Annotated in this window: 26 protein-coding genes; 11 read left to right on the forward strand and 15 right to left on the reverse strand. The window is 62.3% G+C overall.

All coding sequences use genetic code 11. From position 1 onward, the window contains the following. Nucleotides 1-4 precede the first annotated feature (4 nt). From RYZ20_RS06195 to argH, 4 genes are all read right to left on the reverse strand, one after another. Entirely contained in the window at nt 5-2,539 is a 2,535-nt protein-coding gene (locus tag RYZ20_RS06195) for a DUF4175 domain-containing protein (RefSeq protein ID WP_317671499.1), read from the reverse strand. Nucleotides 2,540-2,585: 46 nt separating this feature from the next. Next, a complete protein-coding gene (lysA, locus tag RYZ20_RS06200; protein WP_317671501.1) occupies nt 2,586-3,851 on the reverse strand; it encodes a diaminopimelate decarboxylase in 1,266 nt (421 codons plus the stop codon). A gap of 66 nt (nt 3,852-3,917) precedes the next feature. Beyond that, entirely contained in the window at nt 3,918-4,013 is a 96-nt protein-coding gene (locus RYZ20_RS15850) for a lipoprotein (protein ID WP_411572328.1), read from the reverse strand. Continuing rightward, nucleotides 4,010-5,416: an argininosuccinate lyase gene (gene argH, locus RYZ20_RS06205; protein ID WP_317671503.1), complete on the reverse strand. Its 1,407-nt coding sequence runs from the start codon at nt 5,414-5,416 to the stop codon at nt 4,010-4,012. Before argH ends, RYZ20_RS15850 begins: the two co-directional genes overlap by 4 nt. A gap of 25 nt (nt 5,417-5,441) precedes the next feature. On the opposite strand from argH, the gene RYZ20_RS06210 reads away from it, so the two are divergent. Further along, nucleotides 5,442-5,984, forward strand: coding sequence for a TlpA family protein disulfide reductase (locus RYZ20_RS06210; RefSeq protein ID WP_317671505.1), 543 nt, complete (start codon nt 5,442-5,444; stop codon nt 5,982-5,984). Between the two features lie 7 nt (nt 5,985-5,991). Here RYZ20_RS06210 and RYZ20_RS06215 read toward each other — a convergent pair whose 3' ends face one another. Continuing rightward, on the reverse strand, nt 5,992-7,233 hold the full coding sequence (locus RYZ20_RS06215) for a PAS domain-containing protein (RefSeq protein WP_317671507.1): 1,242 nt from the start codon (nt 7,231-7,233) through the stop codon (nt 5,992-5,994). A 201-nt stretch (nt 7,234-7,434) separates the two neighbouring features. Here RYZ20_RS06215 and RYZ20_RS06220 point away from each other — a divergent pair, with 201 nt between their 5' ends. The 5 genes from RYZ20_RS06220 (at nt 7,435) to yddG (ending at nt 12,482) form a co-directional block, all read left to right on the forward strand. Then, entirely contained in the window at nt 7,435-8,277 is an 843-nt protein-coding gene (locus RYZ20_RS06220; protein ID WP_317671509.1) for an EAL domain-containing protein, read from the forward strand. Nucleotides 8,278-8,424: 147 nt separating this feature from the next. Further along, the gene (locus tag RYZ20_RS06225; protein ID WP_317671511.1) at nt 8,425-9,600 is read left to right on the forward strand and encodes an acetyl-CoA C-acetyltransferase; all 1,176 of its coding nucleotides are present in this window, start codon (nt 8,425-8,427) and stop codon (nt 9,598-9,600) included. Between the two features lie 106 nt (nt 9,601-9,706). Then, nucleotides 9,707-10,429, forward strand: coding sequence for a beta-ketoacyl-ACP reductase (phbB, locus tag RYZ20_RS06230; protein WP_317671513.1), 723 nt, complete (start codon nt 9,707-9,709; stop codon nt 10,427-10,429). Nucleotides 10,430-10,699: 270 nt separating this feature from the next. Further along, a complete protein-coding gene (gcvA, locus tag RYZ20_RS06235; protein ID WP_317671515.1) occupies nt 10,700-11,626 on the forward strand; it encodes a transcriptional regulator GcvA in 927 nt (308 codons plus the stop codon). Continuing rightward, nucleotides 11,604-12,482, forward strand: a complete 879-nt coding sequence (gene yddG / locus RYZ20_RS06240; protein WP_317671517.1) for an aromatic amino acid exporter YddG — start codon at nt 11,604-11,606, stop codon at nt 12,480-12,482. Before gcvA ends, yddG begins: the two co-directional genes overlap by 23 nt. A 34-nt stretch (nt 12,483-12,516) precedes the next feature. Here yddG and RYZ20_RS06245 read toward each other — a convergent pair whose 3' ends face one another. From RYZ20_RS06245 to RYZ20_RS06255, 3 genes are all read right to left on the reverse strand, one after another. Continuing rightward, on the reverse strand, nt 12,517-12,684 hold the full coding sequence (locus RYZ20_RS06245) for a YdcH family protein (protein ID WP_317671519.1): 168 nt from the start codon (nt 12,682-12,684) through the stop codon (nt 12,517-12,519). A gap of 118 nt (nt 12,685-12,802) precedes the next feature. Beyond that, entirely contained in the window at nt 12,803-13,564 is a 762-nt protein-coding gene (locus RYZ20_RS06250; RefSeq protein ID WP_317671521.1) for a tRNA1(Val) (adenine(37)-N6)-methyltransferase, read from the reverse strand. Further along, nucleotides 13,564-13,776: a putative signal transducing protein gene (locus RYZ20_RS06255; RefSeq protein ID WP_317671523.1), complete on the reverse strand. Its 213-nt coding sequence runs from the start codon at nt 13,774-13,776 to the stop codon at nt 13,564-13,566. The genes RYZ20_RS06250 and RYZ20_RS06255 overlap by 1 nt, the downstream gene beginning before the upstream one ends. Before the next feature lie 62 nt (nt 13,777-13,838). Here RYZ20_RS06255 and RYZ20_RS06260 point away from each other — a divergent pair, with 62 nt between their 5' ends. Continuing rightward, on the forward strand, nt 13,839-14,840 hold the full coding sequence (locus RYZ20_RS06260; RefSeq protein WP_317671525.1) for a polyprenyl synthetase family protein: 1,002 nt from the start codon (nt 13,839-13,841) through the stop codon (nt 14,838-14,840). A 1-nt stretch (nt 14,841) separates the two neighbouring features. Here the strand turns inward: RYZ20_RS06260 and RYZ20_RS06265 are convergent, their stop codons facing one another. From RYZ20_RS06265 to RYZ20_RS06275, 3 genes are all read right to left on the reverse strand, one after another. Continuing rightward, nucleotides 14,842-15,759, reverse strand: coding sequence for a 4-(cytidine 5'-diphospho)-2-C-methyl-D-erythritol kinase (locus tag RYZ20_RS06265; protein ID WP_317671528.1), 918 nt, complete (start codon nt 15,757-15,759; stop codon nt 14,842-14,844). Further along, nucleotides 15,756-17,456 carry a tetratricopeptide repeat protein gene (locus RYZ20_RS06270; RefSeq protein WP_317671530.1) on the reverse strand — a complete coding sequence of 567 codons (1,701 nt, stop codon included), beginning with the start codon at nt 17,454-17,456 and terminating at the stop codon, nt 15,756-15,758. Before RYZ20_RS06270 ends, RYZ20_RS06265 begins: the two co-directional genes overlap by 4 nt. Before the next feature lie 121 nt (nt 17,457-17,577). Beyond that, nucleotides 17,578-19,227 carry an electron transfer flavoprotein-ubiquinone oxidoreductase gene (locus RYZ20_RS06275; RefSeq protein WP_317671532.1) on the reverse strand — a complete coding sequence of 550 codons (1,650 nt, stop codon included), beginning with the start codon at nt 19,225-19,227 and terminating at the stop codon, nt 17,578-17,580. Between the two features lie 264 nt (nt 19,228-19,491). Here RYZ20_RS06275 and greA point away from each other — a divergent pair, with 264 nt between their 5' ends. Then, nucleotides 19,492-19,962, forward strand: a complete 471-nt coding sequence (gene greA, locus RYZ20_RS06280) for a transcription elongation factor GreA (RefSeq protein WP_317671534.1) — start codon at nt 19,492-19,494, stop codon at nt 19,960-19,962. A gap of 22 nt (nt 19,963-19,984) precedes the next feature. Beyond that, complete coding sequence (locus tag RYZ20_RS06285; protein WP_317671536.1) at nt 19,985-21,010, forward strand: hypothetical protein; 1,026 nt, start codon at nt 19,985-19,987, stop codon at nt 21,008-21,010. Here the strand turns inward: RYZ20_RS06285 and RYZ20_RS06290 are convergent. Then, nucleotides 21,007-21,612, reverse strand: coding sequence for a GNAT family N-acetyltransferase (locus RYZ20_RS06290; RefSeq protein ID WP_317671538.1), 606 nt, complete (start codon nt 21,610-21,612; stop codon nt 21,007-21,009). The two genes, RYZ20_RS06285 and RYZ20_RS06290, sit on opposite strands and share 4 nt — an antisense overlap. Further along, complete coding sequence (gene mobA, locus RYZ20_RS06295; protein WP_317671540.1) at nt 21,609-22,193, reverse strand: molybdenum cofactor guanylyltransferase MobA; 585 nt, start codon at nt 22,191-22,193, stop codon at nt 21,609-21,611. The genes RYZ20_RS06290 and mobA overlap by 4 nt, the downstream gene beginning before the upstream one ends. Before the next feature lie 94 nt (nt 22,194-22,287). Between mobA and RYZ20_RS06300 the strand changes: the two genes are divergently transcribed. Together RYZ20_RS06300 and RYZ20_RS06305 are read left to right on the forward strand one after the other, a co-directional pair. Continuing rightward, nucleotides 22,288-23,019 carry an AzlC family ABC transporter permease gene (locus RYZ20_RS06300; RefSeq protein ID WP_317671542.1) on the forward strand — a complete coding sequence of 244 codons (732 nt, stop codon included), beginning with the start codon at nt 22,288-22,290 and terminating at the stop codon, nt 23,017-23,019. Then, nucleotides 23,016-23,348: an AzlD domain-containing protein gene (locus tag RYZ20_RS06305; protein WP_317671544.1), complete on the forward strand. Its 333-nt coding sequence runs from the start codon at nt 23,016-23,018 to the stop codon at nt 23,346-23,348. The genes RYZ20_RS06300 and RYZ20_RS06305 overlap by 4 nt, the downstream gene beginning before the upstream one ends. On the opposite strand, the gene RYZ20_RS06310 is transcribed toward RYZ20_RS06305, so the two are convergent. Together RYZ20_RS06310 and RYZ20_RS06315 are read right to left on the reverse strand one after the other, a co-directional pair. Continuing rightward, nucleotides 23,333-24,007 (reverse strand): hypothetical protein, encoded by a 675-nt coding sequence (locus RYZ20_RS06310; protein WP_317671546.1) that lies wholly within the window; start codon nt 24,005-24,007, stop codon nt 23,333-23,335. The two genes, RYZ20_RS06305 and RYZ20_RS06310, sit on opposite strands and share 16 nt — an antisense overlap. A 37-nt stretch (nt 24,008-24,044) precedes the next feature. Further along, nucleotides 24,045-24,179: an aa3-type cytochrome c oxidase subunit IV gene (locus tag RYZ20_RS06315; protein WP_317671548.1), complete on the reverse strand. Its 135-nt coding sequence runs from the start codon at nt 24,177-24,179 to the stop codon at nt 24,045-24,047. Nucleotides 24,180-24,191 lie beyond the last annotated feature (12 nt).

A 24,191-nucleotide genomic window follows, 5' to 3' on the forward strand; every position in this document is an offset into this window, starting at 1 on the left:
TGCCTCAGAACTGCTCCAGCAGGCGTTTGAGGTAATCCAGCTCCTCGTCCGGACGCAGCCGCTCTCCCGAACGCCGCCGGATTTCATCCAGCAAGTCGCGGGCGCGTCGATAAATATCCTCGCCCTGAAGCAGGTTCTCGTTCGAGGTCATGCGCGTGCCATCGCCAATCGAGCGCCCCAACGGATCGCGCGGCACCTCGCGCGAGCCTTGTCCCTGCGCGCCATCCGCGCGGTGTTGCTGCCCCTCCGCCTGCCCCTGCTGGCGGCGCTCATCTTCAGTCATGGCCTGACCGAGCGCACGCATCCCTTCGCGCAACGCCTCGATCGCGTCAGCCTGCCGATCCAGCGCCGCCGAGTTGTCCCCGTCGCGCAGCGCATTTTCGGCCTGCTCCATCGCGCGGCCCGCCTGATCAAGCTGATTGCGCGCCTCGTCGCCCGCCTCGCCACCAAGGCGCGGCATCAGACCCTGCTGGCGCCCCAGCCCCTGGCGCAAGTCCTGCTGCCGATCCGCCAACGACCGCCCCGCGTCGCCGGGCGTATCCTGCCCCTCGCCTGCACCATCCGGTTGTTGCCCCTCGCCCTGAGGTGGCACCCCATTGGCGCCATTTTGCATATCGCGGAATGCCTCGTCCGAAAGCTCCTGCTGGTCGCGAAGCGTCTGCTGCAAGTCGCGCATCGTCTGGTTGCCCTGACGGTCGCCCTCTCCTTGCCCCTGTGTGACCTTGAGGTTCTCCATCATCCGCGCGAGCTGATCCAGAAGCTCCTGCGCCTCGGCCATGCGGCCCTCTTCCATAAGACGCTGGATCTCGTCTATCATCTGCTGGATCTGGTCGCCGGTGATCTGCTGGCTTTGCTGCTTCTGACCGAATTGCGGCCCCTCTTCGGGCGCCGCCCGTTCGGCCAGCATGTCGATATAGCGATCCGTCGCCTCTTTCAGCTCTTGCATCAGCTTGGCGATTTCATCCTTCGACGCGCCATTGCGGATTGCTTCGGACAGGCGTTCTTGCGCCTGCTGCATCGCGGCCAGAGCATCCGCCAGACCGCCATCCTCCAGCAGCTCGGCAATCTCCCAAAGCATCGCGGCAAGTTCCTCGCGCGCCTCATCGGTCAGCTCACCCGCCTCAAGCCGCGCGATCACCAGTTGCAACATGCCCGTCACGCCATCTTGCCGGATGAACCCTTCGGGGCGATAGCTGAGCGCGCGCAGCCATTGCGCAACGCGCGGGCGGTTCTCGCGGTTCCACAGAAGATCGCGCCGCGCCTCGATCAGCGCCGAAGCCAGCGGGTCGAAAAAGCGCCGCCCCGGCAGATCCAGCGCATAGGGTTCCGAGCGCCCCGTCTGGCCCAGCCCGTCCGTGACCTCCAGTTCCAGCCTGACCGGAAGGTTCGCCCAGACATGCCGCGCGGCATCCTCGACCAGGGTTTCGGTAAAAGCGGTGCGCGAGCCGGAGATCGGCATCGGCAGATCAAAAACCAGATCGTCACGCGGCTCGGGCGCAAGGGCCAAGCCATATCGGCGATCCACGGCTCCTAATTCAAGCCGCACCCGCGCGACGCCCCGCACCACCGCGTAATCGTCGCCTGCCATAAAGGGCTGCGCGAAACGCCCGTCCGCGCGCCGCTCGGCCACACCCATAAGCGAGACCTCGGGCGCATCATCGGCCAGCACCTCGATCCGGAACCGGCGCTCCTGCGCACCGCCAACCTCGATAACGCCCCCGCGCATCGCCACGAAATCGCGCTGACCGACCTCCGTCCGGGCCTCGGTTTCCAAAGGCGCCGCAGGGTTCGACACGGTTTCCTCAAACGGGATCGCACCTTGCGCGCCATAAAACCGGAAGGCAAAGCGCGTGCCCTTGGGAACCGTAATCTCGTCGGCATCCAGAGCGTTCAGATAAAGCCCCGGCTTTCCGGTATAGCGTGGCGGTTCAGCCCAGCCTTCCCATGTCGGGCCAAGCGCCGCCTCGGCAGCGCCGGACCCGTGCCCAAGCTGCGAGGACGGGTCGAACATCTGCGACGGCGCGCCGAAAAGCAGCGCCATCACCACCGCAGCCACCGCCATCAGGCGCAGGGCAAACGGATCGCGCGGAGCAAGGTCTGGCGCGGGCGCAACAGGGCGCGCACCCATCGCGCGCTGGCGCATCCGCGACAGATGCGCCTGCCAGAGCGCACGCGTCGCGGCGTCTTCGCCGCCAAGGGCGATCCGGTCGGCAAGCGTCGCCAAAGGGCGCCCCTCAAGCCGCGCATCCACGCGCGCCAAAGCCTCGGCCTGCGAGGGCCAGCGCAGCCGCAGCCCCGCGCGGATCAGCGCGACCACCAGCCCCAAAAGCCATGCCCCCGCCCCCCAAAGGAACAGATCGGGCGGCAAGTGATCATGCAACCGGAAGGCCAGTGCGGCAAACCCAAAGGCAAAAAGCGAAAACGCAGACCAAAAGCCACGCAACACGCGCTCAAGCACCATCGCGCCGCGCGTCAGCGCAACCGACCATTCCACGATGGCAAGCCGTTCCGGCCCGCTGGTGCCTTTTCTCCGGCGCATCACTCCCTTTCCGGCCCCCTCCAAAGAGGATCGACGGGAAGATCCGTCAGAGCCACTCGGGGATGGTATCGCGGGCGAGCATTTCTTCAAAGCTCGGTCTGCGCCGAATGACAGCGAATTGATCCCCGTTCACCATCACTTCGGGGATCAGCGGGCGCGAGTTATACTCGGACGCCATCACCGCGCCATAAGCCCCGGCCGAGCGGAAGGCGACCAGATCATCCGCCCCAAGCGGCGTAATCATCCGGCCCTTGGCAAAGGTATCGCCGGTTTCGCACACGGGGCCGACCACGTCGTAGGGGCGGGCCTCGGTGCCGGGGGCGGGTTCAACCACCGGCACGATGTCATGATGCGCGCCATACATGGACGGGCGCACAAGGTCATTCATCGCGGCATCCACGATCAGGAAATCGCGGCCTTCGCCCTCTTTGAGATAAATCACCGAGGTCACAAGGATACCTGCATTGCCCGAAATCAGGCGCCCCGGCTCGATCTCGATCTCGCATCCCAGATCACCCACGGTGCGCTTGATGACCGCACCATAATCCAGAGGCAGGGGCGGCGCCTCGTTCGAGCGGGTGTAGGGAATGCCCAGACCGCCGCCCAGATCAAGGCGGATGATATTATGCCCGTCTGCGCGCAACTGCTGCGTCAGTTCGCGCACCTTCAGGAAGGCGGCCCCGAAGGGCTCCAGATCGGTCAACTGGCTGCCGATGTGCACATCGACGCCGACAACCTTGATGCCGGGCAGGCTGGCAGCCTCGGCATAGGCGGCACGGGCTTTGGCAATCGGGATGCCGAACTTGTTCTCCGACTTGCCGGTCGCGATTTTCTCGTGCGTTTTCGCGTCAACATCGGGGTTCACACGCAGTGCAATCGGCGCCTCAAGGCCAAGCTCGCTCGCCACCGCCGAGATTACCCGCATCTCGGGTTCGGATTCGACGTTGAACTGGCGGATGCCGCCGGTCAGTGCGAGGTGAATTTCCTCGCGCGTCTTGCCAACGCCGGAAAAGACTATGCGTTCGCCCGGAACACCCGCCGCCTTGGCGCGCAGGTATTCACCGCCCGAGACCACGTCCATCCCCGCGCCCAGATCGCCAAGCGTTTTCAGAACCGCGAGATTCGAGTTCGACTTGATCGCAAAGCAAACCAGATGCGGCAGCCCGTCCAGCGCCTCTTGGAACAGCGCGAAATGGCGCGTCAGCGTCGCGGTCGAATAGACATAGAAAGGCGTGCCGACGGCCGCCGCGATCTCGGGGATCGAGACATCCTCGGCGTGCAGCACACCGTCTTTATAAAGAAAATGATCCATGGCGCGTCCCCGTTGGAAATGTCCCAACGCCCTTAGCGCAACTTGGCAAGGGAAGGAAGCGCCGCGTCAATGCGCGGCGATAACCTCTTGCGGCGGGACAGGTGGGCCATCCACGCCGCAGGCGGCAACCGCCAAGAGCGTCAGCGTCAGCAAAACCCTCATGCAAGGCGCTCCTTCCAGCGGGCGATCTGGGCGCGGACCTGATCGGGGGCCGTGCCGCCATAAGATTGCCGCGAGGCGACCGAGTTGTGAACCCCAAGAACGGCGAACACGCTGTCATTGATTGACTCGTTGACCGAGCGCATTTCGTCCAGTGACAGGTCCGGCAGGTCGCAGCCCTTCGCCTCGGCCATCGCAACCAGCGAGCCGGTCACATGGTGCGCATCGCGGAACGGTAGCCCCGCCTCGCGCACCAGCCAGTCGGCCAGATCCGTCGCGGTCGAGAAGCCCGAGGCGGCAGCCGCCTCCAGCTTGTCACGGTTCACGCTCAGGTCGCGCAACATGCCTTCCATCGCGGCCAAAGCCAGCAGCAGATGGTCAGCGGCGTCGAATACCTGCTCTTTGTCCTCTTGCATGTCCTTCGAATAGGCCAGCGGCAGCCCCTTCATCACCGTAAACAGCGCCACCGTCGCCCCAAGAATACGCCCGATCTTGGCGCGGATAAGCTCGGCCGCGTCGGGGTTGCGCTTTTGCGGCATGATCGACGAACCCGTCGACCACTTGTCCGACATCGACACAAAGCGGAACTGCGCCGAGGACCAGATCACCAACTCTTCGGCAAGGCGCGACAGGTGAACCGCGCAGATGGAACCCGACGACAGGAACTCCAGCGCGAAATCGCGGTCGGATACCGCATCCAGCGAGTTCGCCATCGGGCGATCAAAGCCCAGCGCCTCAGCCGTCATGAAACGGTCGGTCGGGAAGCCCGTTCCCGCCAGCGCCGCCGCCCCCAAGGGACATTCGTTCATCCGCTTACGCGCATCCTCGAAGCGGGATTTGTCGCGCGCGAACATCTCGACATAGGCCATCATGTGGTGGCCCCAAGTCACGGGCTGCGCGGTTTGCAGATGCGTAAAGCCCGGCATCACCCAATCAGCACCCGCCTCGGCCTGCACCAGACAGGTGCGGATCAGCGCATCAAGGCCCGCAATAGCCGCATCCGCCTGATCGCGCACCCAAAGGCGGAAATCGGTCGCCACCTGGTCATTGCGCGACCGTGCGGTGTGCAGGCGGCCGGCCGGTTCGCCGATCACCTCTTTCAGCCGCGCCTCGACATTCATGTGAATATCTTCAAGCGCCGTCGAGAACGGGAAATTTCCGGCTTCGATCTCTGACAAGACCGTGAGAAGCCCTTCCCGAATGGCCTTTGCATCGCTATCAGTGATGATGCCTTGCGCTGCCAACATGGCTGCGTGGGCCCGGCTGCCGCGAATATCCTGGGCGTAGAGCCGCTGGTCGAACGAGATGGACGCGTTGATCGCCTCCATGATCGCATCCGGCCCGGAGGCAAAACGTCCGCCCCACATTGCGTTGGAGGCTTTGGTATCCTTGGCGTGTTCGGTCATTGTCTGGCCTTTCGTCGGAGGCAAAATGCTACGGTCCCTCGTCCTTTATACGGCCATTGCGCTTGGTGCAAATGCCGCTCAAGCCGCAGATCTGTCCGCGCTCAAAGAAGGCGACATGCGCAAGCTTGTCGTTTACGAGGCACCGATACAGGTGCCTGAGCTAGCCTTTACCGATGCGACTGGCGCCGAGCGCCGCCTGAGCGACTGGCACGGCAAGGTGTTGCTGGTGAATTTTTGGGCGGTCTGGTGTGCGCCCTGCCGCGCCGAGATGCCCTCGCTCGACCGGCTGCAGGCGGAAATGGGTGGCGCCGATTTCGAAGTTCTGACAATTGCCACAGGCCGCAATCCAGCGCCCAAAGTCGAGCGTTTTCTTGAAGATGTCGGCGTCAAACATCTGGCGCGCTATGCCGATTCGAAGAACCAACTCGCGCGCGGGATGGGAATTGTTGGTCTGCCCGTAACCGTGCTGATCGACCGCGACGGGAACGAGGCCGCCCGCCTGATAGGCGAAGCGGCATGGGATGGTGCCGAAGCAAAGGCGGTTATCAACGCCCTCTTGTCCGATTAGACCCTCATCAGGCGGACTTTGCCCTTTCTTCGTGGCGCAGGTAATGCGTGATTGATTTCTCCAGCTCTTCCGAGTGATGCATGATCGACTCGAGGCGTTTCTTGATGTCGTCATGGAACAGATCAAGCTGGTCTATGGTGGAGGACAGGGTGCCACCGGCTCCGCGCATCCGTCCGCATTCAACGCGACCGAGAACGCGAATCGTATCAAGCCCCAACATCTGACGCCGAATTTCGCGGCTTGAGCGTGTCATCCCTGCCGCCAGATCTGCAGCAACGCGCAGAGCCGAGCGGGCCGCATCCGCACTTGATATCAACGCACGATCCAGAACCTGCTTCTCCTCGCCCCAATCGATTCCCATGACCTCGTCATGCCCTTCAAACGTTACCGCCATCTCTGCAATAACGCGGCTGCATCCTAACAGGAACAGTGCGCGCGCCACCTCGCGCGCCATTTGGTCATACATATTGTCTCGCCCGACCACGAAGCTGCGCAACCGGTCCGAAATCCCTGCCGACGAGACCTTGTAGTTTTCCGAGATCGACGAGACCGGCCCACCCGACGGCTCCAGGCGCGACGCAACGATCCGCATGTTGTTCGGGATCGCCTGCAACGCCTCGAAGCTACGCAACAGCCCCTTCTGTTCGCTTGCCGCGGCCTCTAGCACGGAGTTCATCTGCGAGAGGACAACAGTCCGCCGGTCCGAGGGTCGCTTCAGAATGACATCGCGTGCCGTCAATTCCTGCCCAAGCGCGTAGGCCATATAGCTGGTAAGCGTCGAGAACCCCTCGCCAATAGCAATGTCACGCAGCTTCTCGACCGTCCCCTCGGGATCAGCTTTCGTCTGTCGCTCCGTTTCCGCCAGCTCCGGATATACCGCCGCCATCTTCGCGAATAACGGCGAGGACGGCTTCAGGCGCACTGACAGATACCCGCCATCAAGCGGGATAATCACGGCAAATACCCAGTAATACCCACCCGATTTTGCACGATTTTTTACATAAGCTCCCATCGGGAGTCCCTTCCCGAGCGCGTCCCACAGGAGCCGGAATACCCCTTTGGGCGTATCGGGGTGACGCACGATTTTATGCGGCGCACCCAGCAATTCATCCCAGTCATACTGCGCGACGCGCTTGAAAACGTGGTTACCAGCCAAGATCACGCCGCGCGCATCGGTTCGTGAATAGAACAGTTCGTCAAAGCCCAAAGGGACTTCGGCATCGGAAACAAATTTAGCGTCAGTAACCATGGTGCGGGCGCCTCAAGAATATGCTCATCGCCACGAACGCTACTCGCCCCTCCTTACGAAACTGTTTAAAAACGGCGGGTTTTCTCAGTCGCCACAACACTTCACGCTTGAGTAACCATAATACAACTTTACGCTTGGGCTTTACGGCTTCTTAGGCGCTTGACCTCACAGTGGGGACAGCCGTTAAGGAGTGAGAGTACGATGACCATCGGAAAAGCGCCGTTTGACGAACCCGTCAACTGGACCGACACCAACCCGCTCGACTTTGCTGTTGCACAACGCGACAAAGATATCTTGTCGATGGTCCGAAACGCGGTGGACAATCGCGATGTCCTGATGGCCTATCAACCCGTTGTCCAGACAGCGCGGCAAGATCGCATCGCCTTTCACGAGGGACTTTTGCGCGTGCTGGATGCCAGCGGGCGTATTATCCCTGCCCGAGAGTTTATTCCCGTCGTCGAAAGTACCGAACTCGGGCGCAAGCTCGACTGCATTGCCATCGAGACCGGGCTTCGCACGCTTTCGGAGAACCCTTCGCTGCGTCTTGCCATCAACATGTCAGCACGCTCTATCGGATACCCCGCCTGGATGAAGGTGCTCAACCGCGGTCTGGCCATAGACGATACGGTTGCGGAACGCCTGATTCTCGAGATTACCGAGAGCTCGGCTATGCAGATGCCCGAACTGGTTTCCGTCTTCATGCAGGATCTGCAACAGCGCGGTGTCAGCTTCTCACTTGATGATTTCGGCGCCGGATATACCTCCTTCCGCTATCTGCGCGAGTTCTACTTCGACATCCTGAAAATCGACGGACAGTTCATTCGGGGAATCGCCTCGAACCCCGACAATCAGGTCCTTACCGAAGCCCTTCTGGGCGTCGCCCGCCATTTCGATATGTTTACAGTTGCCGAGGCCGTCGAAACCGCCGAAGATGCGGCTTACCTGAGTGATCTGGGAGTCGATTGCCTGCAGGGCTATTATTTTGGCGCACCGACGATCCACCCTGCGTGGGAGAATCGCGAGGCGACCCTCAAACGCGCATGACCACAGCTCGGCGCGCAAGATAATTGCGCTAACGCAGCAATACACTTTACGAATCTACTTGACGCAACCTCTCCATCGGGCATGCTGCGCAGCGGCATAACCGGCGCAGCCGTTCCGCGCGCCGACCATCCTGTGAGGAGAGAATACATGACCAACGTCGTCATCGTTTCCGCGGCGCGCACCGCGGTAGGGAGCTTTAACGGCTCGTTCGCAAACACCCCTGCCCATGAGCTTGGCGCCTGCGTTCTGGACGCCGTCGTAGCGCGCGCAGGCATCGAGAAAGCCGACGTTTCCGAAACGATCCTCGGTCAGGTTCTCACCGCCGGCCAGGGCCAGAACCCCGCCCGGCAAGCGCACATCAGCGCCGGCTTGCCGATCGAATCTGCGGCGTGGAGCATCAACCAGGTCTGTGGCTCGGGCCTTCGCACCGTTGCCCTTGGCGCTCAGCATATCATGTGCGGAGATGCAGGTATCGTGATTGCTGGCGGCCAGGAAAGCATGTCGCTTAGCCCCCATGTCGCGCATCTGCGTGCTGGCACCAAGATGGGCGACATGAAAATGATCGACTCGATGATCAAGGACGGTCTGTGGGACGCCTTCAACGGCTACCACATGGGTCAGACGGCGGAAAACGTTGCGAGCCAGTGGCAAATCACCCGCGAGATGCAGGACGAATTCGCCCTTGCGTCGCAGAACAAGGCCGAGGCAGCACAAAAGGCTGGCAAATTCGTCGACGAGATCACCCCGTTCACCGTGAAAACCCGCAAGGGAGAGATCATCGTCGATGCGGATGAATACATCCGCCACGGCGCCACCCTCGAATCGATGCAGAAACTGCGCCCCGCCTTTGCCAAGGACGGGTCCGTCACCGCTGGCAACGCTTCGGGCATCAACGATGGCGCCGCAGCCGTTTTGCTGATGTCGGAAGAAGAAGCAGCCAAGCGCGGCCTGACACCCCTTGCCCGCATCGCATCCTATGCGACCGCCGGCATTGATCCGTCGATCATGGGATGCGGCCCGATCCCGGCCTCGCGCAAAGCGCTGGAAAAGGCTGGCTGGAACGCCGCCGATCTGGACCGCATCGAAGCGAACGAAGCGTTCGCCGCGCAGGCCTGCGCCGTCAACAAGGACATGGGCTGGGATACCTCGAAGGTGAACGTCAACGGCGGCGCGATCGCCATCGGCCACCCGATCGGCGCCTCGGGCTGCCGCATCCTCAACACCCTTGTCTTCGAAATGAAACGTTCGGGTGCCAAGAAAGGCCTAGCGACGCTTTGCATCGGCGGCGGCATGGGCGTTGCAATGTGCCTCGAAGGTCTCTGAGGCAATTATTTTGCTGCAATCGCAAAATTGGGCGCGCAACTTTGTTGCGCGCCTTCGTTATTTTCGGTAACAGGATTTCAAGGAACACCTACCCAGAGGAGGAATCATGTCGCGGGTTGCATTGGTTACTGGCGGATCGCGCGGGATTGGCGCGGAAATTTCTAAAGCCCTGCAAGCGGCCGGTTACACCGTTGCCGCAAACTATGCGGGCAATGACGAGGCGGCCGCGAAATTCACGGAAGAGACCGGCATCAAGACCTACAAATGGTCCGTCGCAGATTACGACGCCTGCGCCGAAGGCATCGCCAAAGTCGAGGCCGACCTCGGCCCGATCGACGTTCTGGTGAACAACGCGGGCATCACCCGTGACGCACCGTTCCACAAAATGTCGCGCGAGCAGTGGGATCAGGTGATCGGCACCAACCTCAGCGGCATTTTCAACATGACCCACCCGCTGTGGAACGGGATGCGCGAGCGTAAATTCGGCCGTATCGTCAACATCTCGTCGATCAACGGGCAGAAAGGTCAGTTCGGTCAGGCCAACTACTCGGCGGCAAAAGCGGGCGATCTTGGCTTCACCAAGGCGCTCGCCCAAGAGGGCGCCCGCGCCAACATCACCGTCAATGCGATCTGCCCGGGCTACATCGCAACCGAAATGGTGATGGCGGTTCCGGAAAAGGTGCGCGAATCGATCATCGGGCAAATCCCCGTCGGTCGCCTTGGTGAACCCTCGGAAATAGCGCGCTGCGTGGTCTTCCTTGCGTCCGATGACGCAGGCTTTATCACCGGCTCGACGATCACCGCGAACGGCGGTCAGTATTTCATCTGATCACGACGCCTCGCAACATTCGGGCCGCCCTGCGATCGGGGCGGCCTTTTTATATGCGGGAAGCCAGCCAACCAAAGCCCCGATAGCCCGCGCAAATGCCTGCCGACGCAAGCACAGAGCAGCGGCATGATAGCGTTCTTGTCTGGCCGAAGCAGGAATCTGCAGCATCACATGACCTCCACAAAATTTATTTGACTGATACTTGATCTCACCCCTATAAAATTTGCGCAAACGAGTTTTCTTGCGAATAAAGACAAGTTTTTCTTATCAATGAAAGACCATCTTCCACTTACCGCTCTACGCGCCTTCGAGGCCGCCGCACGGCATCTGTCATTTCAGGTCGCCGCAGACGAGTTGGGCGTCACGCCCGCCGCGCTGTCATTCCAGATTCGCCAGCTTGAGGACTTGCTGGGTGAACCAGTGTTTATCCGCGCCCATCGCCGCGTGACGCTCTCCGAGGCCGGGCAGCGCCTCCTCCCCGGCGTGCGCGACGGAATTGAAAGCCTGCGCGGAGCATGGCGCACAGCGCAGCGCGGGCGGGAGCACTCGCTCAATGTCACGGCGGGGCCGGCGTTTACCTCGAAATGGCTGGCGCCGCGGCTTTATAATTTCGCGCGCGCCCACCCGAAGATCGAGCTGAACTTCAAAGCAACCTTCCGCCTGCTTGATCTGCGCCACGATGAGGTGGATGTCGCGCTTCGGTTTGGGCCGGATCGCAACGAGGGGCTGTTCAGCCGCCAACTGCCGCGCGAATGGCTGACGCCGATGATGACACCCGAACTTGCCGCGCGCTACACCACCCCTGCCAGCCTGCAAGATGCCCCGCTTTTGCACCACGACGAATCCGCCTTCATGCAGCACAGCCCCGATTGGGCGGGCTGGTTTCGGGCCGCAGGATTGGACGCGCCACCCGCCGGAGGGCCGCAGTTCTCGCAGGTCGACCATGCCATCGACGCGGCGTTGGGCGGCTCTGGCGTAGTGCTGGGGCGCTACACCCTTGCGCATGACGCGCTCAAGGCTGGTCGCCTTGTGGCACCCTTCGCGCTTTCGCTGGTGCCCCGCGAAAGCTATAGGGTTCTGTGTGCTCCGGGGGCCGAACGACGCGCGCCCGTGCAGGCGTTCCTCGACTGGCTGGAAGCCGAGGCGCAAGAAATGATCGCGGGAGAGGCCGGACGTGACTTCAGAACAGAATGGTAAAGCGCGTGCAACACTGATCGGCTTTTCTGCCGTCGCTCTTTGGGCCTTGCTGGCGTTATTTACGGTCGGCGCGCAGCCGGTTCCGGCACTGCAACTGAACGCCATGTGCTTTGCGATCGGCGGGCTGATCGGGGTGGTCTGGCTTGCGGCAACCGGCAGCTTTGCGATTTTACGCAGCGTGCCCCTGCGGGTCTATGCCTTCGGGACGGCGGGGCTTTTCGGCTATCACTATCTGTATTTTTCAGCACTAAGCCTCGCGCCGCCCGCTGAGGCCGGCCTGATCGCCTATCTCTGGCCTTTGCTGATCGTTCTGTTCTCGGGGCTGTTGCCGGGAGAGCGCCTGCGCGCGGGTCATATTCTGGGCGCGCTGATTGCCTTTGGCGGCGCCGCGCTGATCGTGGCGAAAGGCGGCATCAGCGCTTCGTCCGACGCCCTGCCGGGCTATGCGCTGGCATTCCTGTGTGCGCTGACGTGGTCGGGCTATTCGCTGGTTTCGCGCCGGTTCGGAGCGGTGCCGACAGCGGCAGTGACGGTTTATTGCCTCGCGACCTCGGTCCTGGCGCTTGGCGCGCATCTGGCGATTGAAGAAACAATCTGGCCCGCGACGACCCTTGGCTGGACCTCGGTTCTGGCGCTTGGGCTGGGGCCAGTGGGACTGGCGTTTTTCACATGGGACATCGGGGTCAAACGCGGTGACATTCAACTTTTGGGAACGGCGTCTTATGCCGCGCCCCTTCTGTCAACGCTGGCGCTGATTCTGGCAGGGTTCGCAACCGCCACGCCAATGATCATCGTGGCGGCTGCGATGATTGCTGCCGGTGCCTTTCTCGCGGCCATAGCAGGCCGCAGGCGCTAAAACGCCCGCCGGTTCGGGGCGGGCGTTGCAAGGCTTATGCTTGTTCCAGTCGGGCGATTTCTTCCTTGATACGGAGTTTCTGCTTTTTCAGATCGGCGATGGCGAGGTCATCAACACCCGGGCTACGCGCTGCCCGCTCGACCTGATCTGACAATACCTGATGTTTCTTGCGAAGTTCGGTGATATGCGAACCAAGCGACATGGGCAGTCTCCTCTCCTGTTTGTGTAAGACGATTGCAGCACAGGCTGCGAGTCGTGTCACGAACTTGTTGCGTTCTTCCGGCAAGAAAAAGGGTTGCTCACGAAATCTTGCGAAAGCATTAACACCCAAGGCGCAATTTTGCGCCATCGCGCAGCACGGACTGCGCAAACTGCGTCAAATCCTCGGCGTCGCCTGCATGGCTTGGGGCGGCGTGCAAAACCAGCGGCGCGAGCAGGCGCAGCGGTGTTTTCGCGCCTTTCCGCGTCTGCACAATCACCCGCCCCGCGTCGCGCCCCTCGCGCGGTGCTATCGGCAAAATCCGCGTGGCGCCGCCGTGATCGCCAATCGCGCGCAGGATGTCGGACAACCGATCCGCATTCTGGATCAACGTCAGCCAACCGCCAGGCTTCAACCGCCGGAACGCCTGACGCACCCAAAGCGCCAGGGGTGTTGCCTCGCGCTGCGCGGTCTCACGTCCGCTGTCAGCCGCCGCCGTGCCATTTTGCGCCGCGAAATAGGGTGGGTTGGCGATCACATGATCAAAGCTGCGCGCGCGAAGCCCTGCGGGCATATCCGCCAGATCCCCGACGATGATCTCGAAGGCAAGGCCATTCTCGGCGGCATTCCGGCGTGCCAGATCGGCATATTCGGGTTGCAGCTCAAGGCCCGTCAGCGTGACGCCCGTCACCGTCGCACCAAGACACAGGCTTGCAACCCCCGCTCCGCACCCCAGCTCCAGCACCGATTGCCCCGCCCTTGCATCACAGGCCGCCGCCAGAAGCACAGGGTCCATCGCCGCGCGATAGCCCGCCTTCGGCTGAAAGATATACAGTCTGCCATCCAGAAACTTGTCGCGGCTCAGATCATCGGGCGCAAACATCAGCCCACCTCCAAGCCGTTATCGCACAGAATTGCCCGCGCAAGGAACATATCCTTTTCGCGCACCATCAACCGGCGCGGCAATATGCCAATGCTTCCTTCAAGCACGCTCATGTGGACGTCCATCTGAAAGGCCGCTATACCCTCGCCCTCAAGGAGGGCGACCGCGAATGCAAGTTGTGTCGGGTCAGTTGTGCGGAAAAGCTCTTTCATATCTCTTCACTTACGGGCAAGGATCGCGCCTGTCGAGCGAAGCTGAAGCGCAAGGATAGACGATGAGCCTTGATGAAAAGGCAACGAAGCCGCACGAGCAACTGGCCGCCGCCCTGGAAGGCGAGCTTGCGGCCGTTGATACCCTGATCGCGGAACGCATGGCATCCGAACATGCGCCGCGTATCCCCGAGGTGACGGCCCATATCGTCGGCGCCGGCGGCAAACGTCTGCGCCCCATGCTGACCCTCGCTGCGGCGGGCCTGTGCGGCTATGACGGTCCCTATCATGTGCATCTGGCGACGGCGGTCGAGTTTATCCATACCGCCACGCTTTTGCATGATGATGTGGTCGACGAAAGTTCGCAGCGGCGCGGGCGCCCGACGGCGAACCTGCTGTGGGATAACAAAAGCTCGGTTCTGGTGGGCGATTACCTGTTCGCGCGTGCCTTCCAGTTGATGACCGACACCAACAACATTCGGGTGCTGGCGATTCTGTCGAATGCCTCGGCGGTGATTACCGAAGGCGAGGTGCTGCAACTGACCGCTGCGCAGGATCTGAACACGGGGCCGGACACCTATCTTAAAGTGGTGCGTGGCAAGACGGCGGCGCTTTTCTCGGCGGCGACCGAAGTGGGCGGCGAAATCGCAGGCGCCCCTGCAGAACAAGTGCGGGCGCTCTTCGATTATGGCGATGCGCTTGGGATCGCGTTCCAGATGGTCGATGACCTGCTGGATTACACCGGCACTGCCGCGGCCATTGGCAAGAACGTGGGCGACGATTTCCGCGAGCGCAAGCTGACCCTTCCGGTCATCAAGGCGGTCGCAAAAGCCGATGCCGAAGAGCGTGCTTTCTGGGTCCGCGTGATCGAGAAGGGCAAGCAGGAAGAGGGCGATCTCGAACAGGCGCTGGCGCTGATGCACAAGCATGGCGCGTTCGAGGAGACGCGTCAGGAAGCAATCGCCTGGATCGGCAAAGCGCGCGCCGCGCTGGCGCAACTGCCCGAACATCCGCTGCGCGACATGCTGGACGCTTTGGCCGATTACATCATCGCCCGCGTGCGCTGACTTAGTATTCCACCGGCAAAACAGCCGCCCGCTGGTCGCCCAAGGCACCGGCGGCGGCCCACCATTCGGGATGCGAGGATTGGATCGCGGCAAGGGCAGCCTTGGCCTCGGGCAGCGTTTCGAAAAGCGCGAAGCAGGTCGCACCAGAGCCGGACATCCGCGCCAGCCGACAGCCATCAAGCGTTCGCAATGCCGCCAGAGCTTCGTCGATCTCCGGCGCGAGCGCCCGGGCGGGTGCCTCCAGGTCATTGCGTTGCGACGCCAGCCATTCGATGCACTCCACTACACCCTCGAACGCGGGAATATCGGCAGGCATCGGCGGATTATCCTTTGTGGCCAGAGCCTTGAAAATCTGCGGGGTCGAGACTTCGACGCGCGGATTGACCAGCAAAGCAGGTAGCGCGGGCAGTGAAACCGCCGCAACATCCTCGCCGATGCCGCGCACGCGCGCCGGCCCCGCGTCAAAGCACATCGGCACATCGGCCCCAAGGGCGGCAAGGTTCAGGCACTTTCCGCCCCCAAGATCAAGCACGCCATCCAGCCCGACCTCGGCACGCCACCCATGCAAGGCCATCATCGCCCGCAACGCCGCCGCAGCGTCGGAAGACCCGCCGCCAATCCCCGAGGCGGGCGGCAAACACTTGGTCAGGTGAAGCGCGCCTTGTTCAGGCGCCCCCATCGCAGCACATAATGCCGACGCCGCGCGCATCACCAGATTGCTGCGGTCGGCAGGCACGCCTGCGGCTTCGGGACCGTCAACCGCAAGCGTCAACTCCGCAGCGGCGGCCAGTTCAACGCTATCCCCAAAAGGCGCGAAGGCCACCAACGTATCCAGCAGATGATACCCGTCAGACCGCCGCCCCGTCACATGCAAGGACAGGTTCACCTTGGCCGGAGCCAGAACCGAAACTCGGGTCATTTTTGCGCGCCAAGGGGATCGGCCCCTTCCTCGGCAAGCACCACATCCAGCCCGACCTCCAGCTTGCGGCGCACACGCTCCAGATCAAGCTCTTCGGTCGAAGGGAAGGACAGCGCGCGGCGCCATTGGAATTCGGCCTCGCGCTTGCGCCCGACCGCCCAATACACATCGCCCAGATGGTCGTTCACCACCGGATCAATCGCCTCAAGCTCGACCGCGCGCTCCATCTGCACGGCGGCCTCCTCGTAGCGGCCCATCCGATACAGCGCCCAGCCAAGACTATCGACAATATAACCCGAATCCGGCCGCGCAGCGACGGCCTGCTCGATCATCTTGAGCGCTTCATCAAGGTTCTGGTGCTTTTCCAGATAGGAATAGCCCAGATAATTCAACACCGACGGCTGACCGGGACTAAGCTCCAGCGCCTTGCGGAACCCCGCTTCGGCCTTTTTCCAATTGTCCGAGCGCTCCTGCGCAATCGCACGCGCATACCAGACGAACCAGTCCTTCGGCTGCGGATCGCCCAGCAGGTCGATCGCCTTGTCATAGGCCGCTGCCGCCTCTTTGAAACGCTCCTCGCGCCGGAGCGTATCGCCAAGCGAGACCCAGACCCCGGCCTGATCGCCGTGACTGCGCGAGAGGCTTTCCAGAACCTCGATCGCGGCCTCGGCCTTATCGGCATGAACCAGCGCCTCGGCGCGGCCAATCTCGGCGGCGGGGAAAGTCGGGCCGTCGGGGGCGATCTGCGTATAGGTTGCAATCGCCAGATCGTATTGCTCCAGCGATTCAAGGATCGAGGCGGAAATCAGAACAGCATCCGAGTGATCGGGCCGAAGCCATGTGGCAATCCGCGTGAACATCAGGCCAAAGCCGTTCGAGACCTCGCCCACCAGTGCAGAACCAATCGAGAAATAGACCTCGGCAACGCCCTCGCGCGCATCCTTCAGCACCGTGAAGGGCAGGGTCTTGCCCGCCTCAAGATCCGCGCGCAGCCCGATAATTTCGGCATCCGAGCCTTGCCCGAATACGCGATCCAGAACCGCAATCGCATCGGCGTTGCGCTCAAGCTGCGACAGGATCTGCGCATGCGCCACCGCGCCGCGCCGCAGGCTTTCCAGAGCGAAGGCATTGTCGCCCTCGAACTGTTCATTGGCGCCCTCGAAATCGCCCACCATCGCAAGGGCAAGCGCCTTGTGATAGGCCGCAAATGCCTCCAGCCCCGGTTGCGCCCCCGCCTTGTCGAAGCTCTCCATCGCGTCGGACATATGGCCAAGGCCCGCCTCAAGCCAGCCCATCACAAGGTCCGGCCCCATCGGCCATTGCTCACCGCGTTCAACCAAATAGCTTTGCGCGGTCAGGAAATCGCCCTCGCGCACAGGCTTGGCCAGCAGTAGAAGCGCGGCAATCTGGTCGTTCCCCTCGATGCCCGAGAGGCGCTGCGCCAAAGGCAGTGCCGCATCGAAATTCGCCCGCCCGATTTCCGAAATCAGCCCCGCCTCGATCAACCCCGCGTCCGCGTCGCCGCCCGCGATCAGGCGTTGGTAATAGCGCGATGCCTCGACGTAATCATCCACCCCCGAGGCCACGCGCGCGGCCAGATAGGCGCCTGCATCCTCGGCCATGGCGGGCGGCACCCAAGCGGTTCCAAGCAAAATAGCAACAAGGGCGGATCGCAACTTGGGGGCGAGGTTCGTCAACGGACGCTTCCTTTTCAAAGTCTTTCCCGCAAGGTAGCGAGCGCGCCCGCCAGACGCAATGCGGGGGGCGCTTTTGGCACCCCCCGCATCGAAAATTACACGCGTATGTGAGGCGAGCGCCTTACATATTCGGGTAGTTCGGGCCGTCCCCGCCCTGGGGCGTGGTCCAGTTGATGTTCTGCGATGGGTCTTTGATGTCGCAGGTCTTACAGTGGACGCAGTTCTGGAAGTTAATCTGGAAGCGCGGGTTGCCCTCTTCGTCCTCCAGCACCTCATAGACGCCCGCCGGACAGTAGCGCTGCGCGGGCTCGTCATACTTGGGCAGGTTCACCGAAAGCGGGACCGACGCGTCCTTCAGTTGCAGGTGGCACGGCTGGCTTTCTTCGTGATTGGTGAACGAGAACGACACGTTCGTCAAACGATCGAAGCTGAGCTTGCCATCGGGCTTGGGATAGTCGATTTTCGGGAATTTCGAGGCTTCGCCGGTCGAGGCCGCATCGGATTTCCCGTGACGCAACGTGCCGAACAGCGAAAAGCCGAACAGGTTGTTCGTCCACATATCCAGACCGCCGAAGACGAGCGAGGGGAACATTCCCCACTTCGACCACATCGGCTTGACGTTGCGCACCTTTTTCAGGTCTCTCGCGATCGGGCCCGAGCGCAGATCGGCCTCGTAATCGGTCAGCTCGTCGCCCTCGCGGCCAGCCGCAATCGCCTTGGCCGCAGCTTCGGCCGCCGCGATCCCCGAGAGCATCGCGTTATGGTTGCCCTTGATGCGCGGCACGTTCACAAGACCCGCCGAGCAGCCCAGCAAAACCGTGCCCGGAGCGGTAAGTTTCGGGATCGACTGCCAGCCGCCTTCCGAAATCGCCCGCGCGCCATAAGCCACGCGCTTGCCGCCTTCCAGAAGGTCAGCCACCATCGGGTGATGCTTGAAGCGCTGGAACTCCATATAGGGGAACAGGTGCGGGTTCTGGTAGTTCAGGTGAACCACGAAACCGACATAGACCTGATTGTTTTCAAGGTGATAGATGAACGACCCGCCGCCCGCGTTGTTGTTCAGCGGCCAGCCCATCGTGTGGGTGACGGTGCCCTCACGGTGCTTCTTGGGGTCGATCTCCCAGATCTCTTTCATGCCAATGCCGAACTTCTGCGGGCAGTGGCCTTTCGACAGGTTGAACTTCTCGATCACAGTCTTGGCGAGCGAACCACGCACACCTTCGCTAAGGAAGACGTATTTGCCGCGCAGCTCCATGCCCGGCTCATAGGCTTCGCTCGGGGTGCCATCGGGATTCTTGCCAAACTCGCCCGCGACCACACCGGCAACCCGGTCGCCATCCCAAACGATTTCCGACGCCGCCATGCCGGGGAAAATCTCGACGCCAAGCTCTTCGGCCTGTTCTGCCATCCAGCGGCAGACATTCGCCATCGACACGATGTATTTGCCGTGGTTCGACATCAAGGGCGGCATCGGCCAGTTCGGAATACGGATCTGCCCCGCCGGCCCCAGAAGGAAGAAGTTGTCCTTCTTGACCTCGGTCTGGATCGGCGCGCCTTTTTCTTTCCACTCGGGGATCAGCTGGTCGAGACCGCAGGTATCCAGAACCGCACCCGAGAGGATGTGCGCCCCTACCTCGGAGCCCTTCTCGAGCACCACGACATCAAGCTCGAGATTGATCTGCTTCAGGCGGATCGCCGCTGACAGACCCGCAGGCCCGCCCCCAACGATCACCACATCATAGTCCATCGACTCGCGTTCGAAATCCGCCATTGTCCCTCTGTTCCTCTGGCTTTGGCCCACGGGGCCTTTTCTGGCTCTCGGGTGACTGGTTAGCTTACATGGTGGAACGAAGCAATTGTAACGCGGCGGCGTTGCGCAAGAATATTTCGCCTTCGGGACGTTTTGCTTCTCTCAAGCGTCGCAACCATCAGATTGAGCGAAAATTCGGCTGGCCACTTGACTTCGGGGGGGCTTGGCGGATTTACGTCAGATAAGCAGATGTTTTGCCTGACAAAGCGGAACCGAAGGGCCGAAATGGAAAAGATACCGATGACCCGCACCGGATACGAGGTGCTGGAGCAAGAACTCAAGACCCTCAAAAGCGTCGATCGCCCCACCGTGATCAAGGCGATTGCCGAGGCACGCGAACACGGCGACCTGTCGGAGAACGCCGAATACCACGCCGCGCGCGAAAAGCAGAGCTTTGTCGAAGGCCGGATCAAAGAGCTCGAGTCGATTCTCGGGCGCGCCGAAGTGATCGACACAGCCAAGCTGTCGGGCGCGGTGAAATTCGGCGCGACCGTGACGATCGTAGACGAGGACTCAGACGAAGAGCGCACCTATCAGATCGTCGGTGAGGCCGAGGCCGATCTGGAAAAGGGTCTGCTGAATATCAAGTCTCCGCTCGCCCGCGCCCTGATCGGCAAAGACGAAGGCGATAGCGTCGAAGTGCGCACGCCGGGCGGCGATAAGGGTTACGAAATTCTCGCGGTCAAATATCTCTGATCGCACACCAAAGGGTCATGCCATGAGCACCGAACGACCCGAACTCAAGCGCCCTGCCGACGGGGCGCAGGCTACGGGGCAAAATCTGGACCAGCGTTACTCGAAAATCGAGGTGATCGCGCTTGCGCTAAGCGTGGTCTGGCTGGCCATGGTCGGGCTGTTCTATCTGGTTATGCCAGCGGGCGAAGGCTCGGGCGGGGTGATCCAGATTGTCATGGTGCTGGTCGCCATCGCCCTGCCGATCGCGATGATCTGGGTTGCCGCAGTCACCGCACGCACCGCCCGTGAAATGCGCTACGAGGCCGCGAACCTGCGCGCCTCGGTCGAGGCGATGCGCGCCGCCTGGACCAACACGCAAGCCATGCGTGCCGGCCAGCAGGTCGAGCGTAAACTTGACGAGATTGCCGCCGCGACGCGTCAGGCCGAAACCACCATCGCGACATTCGCCTCGCGCCGCGATACGGGGGCGACGCAGCCCTCGGCAGACAGGAAGGCCGCGCTGGTCACGCCCCCTGTCATCGCGCAAGAGGAGCAACCCGCGCTAGCCCTTGGCACGCCCGCAGAAGAATTGCGCGCACCGGTGTCTGTGGCCGATTTCATCCGCGCGCTGAACTTCCCCGATAACGCCGAGGACAAAGACGGCTTCCGCGCCCTTCGCCGTGCACTGGACGACCGCACGACCGCGAAACTGATCCGCGCGGCGCAGGATGTGCTGAACCTGATCGCGCAGGACGGCGTCTATATGGACGACCTCAAACCCGACCGCGCCCGCCCCGAGCTATGGCGCCGCTTTGCCCAAGGTGAACGCGGACGCGAGATCGCAACGCTTGGTGGCATCCGTGACCGCTCGTCGATTGCGCTGTGTGCCGGGCGGATGCGGGCCGATACCGTATTCCGCGATGCGGCCCATCATTTCCTGCGCCAGTTCGACAAAACCTTCTCGGAGTTCGAGAAGAACGCGACCGATCAGGAGCTGGCAGAGCTGGCAGAGACCCGCACGGCCCGCGCCTTCATGCTGTTGGGCCGCGTCACCGGCACCTTCGATTAAAGCGGATTGGCCACGCGCAGATCGCGCGTCATGACCGTCGCACCCTCAAAGCCGAAAACCAGCCCTGTCAGGCGCGATTGGCGCCTGCGCGTCACGCGGAAGCCCATCTTGTCATAAAGCGCGCGGGCACGCAGGTTTTCATCGACAACATCCAAGCGCAGATGGGTAAAGCCACGCGCAAGAGCCTCGGCACCGGCGGCTTCCAGCAGCATCTGCCCGACGCCTGCGCCGCGATAGCCCTCGTCCACGGCGAAGCCGTCCACCATCATGGCGCGCCGCTCGCTGTCAAACGCAAGGATCGAGAAACAGGCCATCCGCCACAGCGCCCCCCAAAGCCCGTAAACAGCCGCCAGATCGTGCCGCCCGCCCCCGACAAATGTGCCCAGATGCGTGCGAAACCCGATAACCCCCACCAGAGTATCCGTCGCCTCATCCACCGCCGACACTGCATGGGTTTCATCCATCACACGGCGGATAAAGCGCAGCGCAAGGGCGTCCGGCCCCAGCACCGGCCCGAGTTTCGAACCGAACGCCTCCCAGTAAAGCCGCGCGGCATCGGCACGGTGCTGGGGCGCAAGGCCGCGATGCAGAGTGATGCTCACGACTGCCCCGCCAGCAAGGCTTCGGCCCGTAGCAGGTCATCGGGCGTATTGATGTTGTGAAACGCCTCGGAGGCCGGAAAACCGACGGCCCGCGCGCCCTCAAGCGCCACGCGCAGGCGGCGCTCGCCCGCAGCAAACAGCGCAACCAGATGCGGGTGGAGCGTCACCGGCCAAAGCGCAACCGTCGCGTGGATCCGATCCCCCGCCACCGCCACCGCCGCGCGCTCCAGCCCGCCTTCGGTCAGGCGCGCAACCAGATCAGAGGGTGCCAAGGGTGTATCGACCGCCAGCGTCACCAAGGCCCGCGCGCCCGCGCGCGCAGCCCAGCCAAGCCCCTCGATCACGCCCGAGAGCGGCCCCTGATCGGCATATGTATCGCGCAGGACCGGCAGACCGAAGGCCGCAAACCGCGCCGGATCGCCATTGGCCGAGATCGCCAGCGGCCCGACCTGCGGCGCGAACCGTGCCAGCGTATGCGCGATCAAAGGGTGCCCCCCAAGCGGCAGCATCGCCTTGTCGACGCCGCCCATCCGGCGCCCCTGCCCTCCGGCAAGGACCATCCCCGCAATCGCGTTTTCCATCCGTATTCCGCACCTCGAACGGGCAATCTTACCCGATACAATCAAAGACTTGGCGCGCCGCCGCGCACGGCTTATTTCTTACCCGTTGCAGCAGATGAAACAAGCCAGCATGACCGACAAGATTTCCCCAAAAACCGCCTTTTGGCGCGGCTTTCGGCAAGGTTTGCCGTTTTTTCTGGTGATTGTTCCCTTTGGCCTGCTGTTCGGGGTTGCGGCGACCGAGGCGGGGTTGAGCCTTATGGAGGTCATGGGGTTCACCGTGCTTGTCGTGGCCGGCGCCTCACAATTCACCGCGCTGCAACTGATGACGGATCACGCGCCGACGGTGCTGGTCGTGCTGACCTCGCTGGCGGTGAATCTGCGGATGGCAATGTATTCCGCCTCGCTCGCGCCCTATCTGGGGAAGGCGGGCAAGGGGCGTATCGCGATGGCCTCGTATCTGCTGACCGATCAGGTATTTGCGCTGGCCGCACAGGAATATGAGACCCACCCCAAAACCAGCATCCAGACCAAACTGGCCTTCTATCTTGGCGGATGCACGCCCGTCGTGCCGCTGTGGTATATCGCGACTTTCGCGGGCGCATGGCTTGGCGCGGCGATCCCGCCCGAGTTTGCGCTGGATTTTGCCGTGCCGATTACCTTTCTGGCGATGATCGGACCGGCGCTGCGCTCGCTTGCGCATGTTGCGGCGGCGATGGTCTCGGTGGCGGGGGCGCTGTTGCTGGCGTTTATGCCAGCGGGCACCGGATTGCTGGTTGCCGCGCTGGCCGCGATGGTGACAGGCGCACAGGTCGAGCTTTGGCAGGCACGGAGGGCAGCACGATGAGCGGCTATTCCACCTTCGAGATCTGGGTTGTGATCCTGACGCTAGGCGCGGGCACCTTCCTGATCCGCTATTCGTTCCTAGGCATGATCGGAGACCGCCCGATCCCCGAATGGGCGCTGCGCTATCTGCGCTATACCGCCGTTGCGGTGATGCCGGGCCTCGTCGCACCGCTGGTCGTCTGGCCAAGCGCGACCGACGGCCAACCGGACCCCGCGCGCCTTATGGCTGCGGTTGTCGCAATCGGGGTCGGGGTGTTTACCCGCAACACGCTGGCCGCGATTGTTGCGGGCATGGTCACGCTTTACGCGGCCCTTTACGGATTGGCCTGAGCTGTCGCTACCCGTGGCGCTGCCGCCGTATCGTCTTCGGTCGGGCCAAAGATCGGGTTCGACTGCTGCACCAGCAAGACGCCGTGGTTATTGTCGGGGTCTTTGTCGTGATAAAGCCGATAGCTTGCACCCGGAAGTTCGGCGAACGCCTTCTCCAGCTTTACCGGGAAATAGGTTTTCGGCAGGCTTTCCAGCCCCGGCGCGTCATACAGAATATCCGAGACCGCATTGGCGCACAGCATCTTGCCGACCGCGCCGTAAGCCTCGGCACGGCGGCGCAACAGCTCGGCGGTTTCAAGGGAAACCGGCACCGTTTGCTCGATCACGTCGTAAGTCTCGCGCGCGTGGTAGTCGATGTAGAATTTGCGAAACCGCTCGGTCACGCCGTAATGCACATCGTTCCGCTCGGGCAGGTAGGGATGATACCAGGTGCCTGCGGGGTCAAACATCACCCGCTGCGTGCCATCAATCATCAACCCCGAGTGCCCGCCCGCCCCTGTGCGCGTCGACACCACCGTGTAAAGAGTGACCGAAGGCGCCTTGCCCGACACATAGGCGGCCTTCTGAACCGCCTCGTCAGGCGCCCAAATAGACTTTGCGCCGCTGCCGCAGGCTGCAAGCGCAAGGGGTAACATCAGGCAAATGAGGGTTTGGCGCATCTGCCTGACCTCCTCGGATTACTGGTAATATGACGGATCAGCCGCCTGCCAGTGCGAGGAATACCAAAAAGACCATGATTGCAACAAAGGTCCAGGTCGAAAACTTCACAAAACCTGCGAATGTCTTTTCGTGGCCACGGATATCCATGCTGCCCGGCTTATGCTCAGCCATGTCGCGTTCTCC

It is taken from the genome of Pseudothioclava alba (assembly GCF_033100795.1).
Lineage (GTDB): Bacteria > Pseudomonadota > Alphaproteobacteria > Rhodobacterales > Rhodobacteraceae > Pseudothioclava.